This window comes from Salinimicrobium profundisediminis, assembly GCF_026241755.1.
Classification (GTDB): Bacteria; Bacteroidota; Bacteroidia; order Flavobacteriales; family Flavobacteriaceae; genus Salinimicrobium; species Salinimicrobium profundisediminis.
In genome coordinates this window covers 1-2,227 of sequence record NZ_JAPJDA010000074.1, presented here as the reverse complement: position 1 = coordinate 2,227, position 2,227 = coordinate 1, and the positions used below count along the sequence as shown (strand labels likewise).

At 36.8% G+C, this 2,227-nt stretch carries 4 protein-coding genes; 3 read left to right on the top strand and 1 reads right to left on the bottom strand.

Annotation, left to right across the window (positions count from 1 at the left end; all coding sequences use genetic code 11):
- From OQ279_RS18520 to OQ279_RS18510, 3 genes are all read left to right on the top strand, one after another.
- On the top strand, positions 1 to 237 hold a 237-nt coding region (locus OQ279_RS18520; protein ID WP_266071350.1), incomplete at its 5' end, for an alpha/beta hydrolase-fold protein.
- Between the two features lie 144 nt (positions 238 to 381).
- Positions 382 to 897 carry a YjcG family protein gene (locus OQ279_RS18515; RefSeq protein ID WP_066447422.1) on the top strand — a complete coding sequence of 172 codons (516 nt, stop codon included), beginning with the start codon at positions 382 to 384 and terminating at the stop codon, positions 895 to 897.
- Between the two features lie 5 nt (positions 898 to 902).
- On the top strand, positions 903 to 1,325 hold the full coding sequence (locus tag OQ279_RS18510) for a GNAT family N-acetyltransferase (RefSeq protein ID WP_066447423.1): 423 nt from the start codon (positions 903 to 905) through the stop codon (positions 1,323 to 1,325).
- Positions 1,326 to 1,403: 78 nt separating this feature from the next.
- On the opposite strand, the gene OQ279_RS18505 is transcribed toward OQ279_RS18510, so the two are convergent.
- Positions 1,404 to 2,227, bottom strand: an 824-nt coding sequence (locus tag OQ279_RS18505) for a helix-turn-helix transcriptional regulator (RefSeq protein ID WP_266071349.1), incomplete at its 5' end; no start/stop codon positions are given.

Sequence of the window (2,227 nt, the reverse complement as noted above, 5' to 3'; positions counted from 1 at the left end):
GTTGAATCCTTCGATCAGCCTCATTTGCTGGAAATTTACCATGTAATTGGCACAGAAGAAACGGAAGTGAAAACTACATCCGGAAAAGTAGAAGATTTCATTACACCTAACAGGGAATTAGAAAAAGTAATCAAAGCAAAAGGCTTTCCATATTTTTATGAGGAATTCGAAGGCAATCATACATGGAAGTATTGGCAGCCTGATCTCAAAAGAGCACTTATTAACATGTTCTCCTGATTTCCGTTAGTCTGTTAGTCCTGAGGTTAGACCGTTTTATAACGGTTGTTGTTTCTGGTCAGATTCTTAATTATAATGAATTTAGAAAATTTGTTATAATAGTGAAAACACTGTTTACATTCTAAGTATAATGGAGGTTACATTATGACTACTAAATTCGGAATCGTAATCTTTCCGTCAAAAAAACTGCAAGATCTTGCTAATTCATACCGTAAGCGGTATGATCCGCATTATGCATTAATTCCTCCACATTTAACATTAAAAGCCTTTTCGGCAGAAGACGAGCAAATGAAGGCTGTGTCTGAGACACTGCACAATATAGCAGCGGAAACAAATCCATTTCAGCTTTCCATTAGAAAAGTCAGCTCATTTCAGCCTGTCAATAATGTTATTTACTTAAAGGTAAATCCTACTGAAGAATTGAATCTTCTTCATGAAAAAGTGAATGATAACATCATTGGGGACAAGCCTGAATTTGCATTTGTCCCACATATCACAATTGGCCAAAAGCTTTCAAACGATGAACATTCAGACGTGTTCGGCTCCTTAAAAATGGACCGAATTGAACACGAAGAGATTGTTGACCGTTTTCATCTGTTATATCAGCTTGAAAATGGATCCTGGAGTGTTTATGAAACTTTTCGTCTCGGAAAGGAATAATAGTAATGGAAGTCAAAATCGCTCAATCTGAGGAGCAGTTTCAAGATGCTCTTTATGTACGAAAAAAAGTGTTCGTAGAAGAACAGAATGTATCTGTAGAAGAAGAAATTGATCAGTATGAAAACGAAAGTACACACTTTGTACTTTACGACAATAATCAGCCTGTTGGTGCTGGAAGATTTCGTATCCTCGATGGCTATGGGAAAGTTGAAAGAATATGCGTGATGAAAGAAGCACGTAAAGGCGGATCAGGAAAACAAATCATGATGAGCATTGAACAATATGCAGCTGATCAAGGTGTAACGAAATTAAAGCTGAACGCACAGACACATGCGATCCCATTTTACGAGAAATTAGGATATGAGGCAGTTTCAGAGGAATTTCTTGATGCAGGCATTCCCCACCGTACAATGGTGAAGCCCATTTAACAGAGGAGCCTTCAGTCTTTTAGATTGAAGGCTTTTATTTCTTAATGTCAATTTTCACATTGCACAGTAAACGCTGCCTTATAACTCCATCCCTCCCTCCACCTTCCACCTTTGCCTTTTTCGATATCTATTCGGCGGCAGACCAGCATACTCTTTAAAGGTCTTTGAATAATAGTTTGGATCTTCAAATCCATTTGCATGAGCTACTTCACTTATTGTTAATTCTGTGTGAATTAACGTGTTTTTCGATTGCTCAAGACGGTACTGCTGCAAATAACGTTTAAATGGAATTTCATGATACTTGCTAAAAACGGCGCTTAAATAATTGGGTGTAATTCCTAATGTATCAGCTGCACTGCTTAAAGAAAAAGCCGTGTTTGTATACTGATCATTGATTAAATCAGCTGTCAGCTTTCCATAATTCGCTTTTTCTTTTTCATTCTTTGCAAGCTTCATGAGCGATTGGGTGAAAAGGATCATTTCTTGAATAATCGTATATAAAATCGGATGCTCTAAAATAATGCGGAATAATTTAAGATATTTTTCTTCAAGATCCGGTTTCTGCTGAAAATCATACTTCTTCATAAATCTGCGTATTTGCGCTAAAACACTCGTCAAGTAGATCCGTATTAAATCCTCCTCATAATAGCTGCCTTGAGCAGATAATGTATAAAGAAAGTTTTTAATACTTGAGATATCATGGTTTTCAAGGCTGGTGATCCATAGCTGTTGATCTTCTGGAGTTAACAAAGGGTCTAAATGCTTAACAACAAGGTGCTTGCTTACGTAAAATATGTGCTCAAATCCTTTATAAAACCGCTGGTTCAACGATTTCTTCATTTCTGAATAGAGTTGGTTTAAGGTTACAGGCACACCATCATAGACGGCTATATTGATATAAG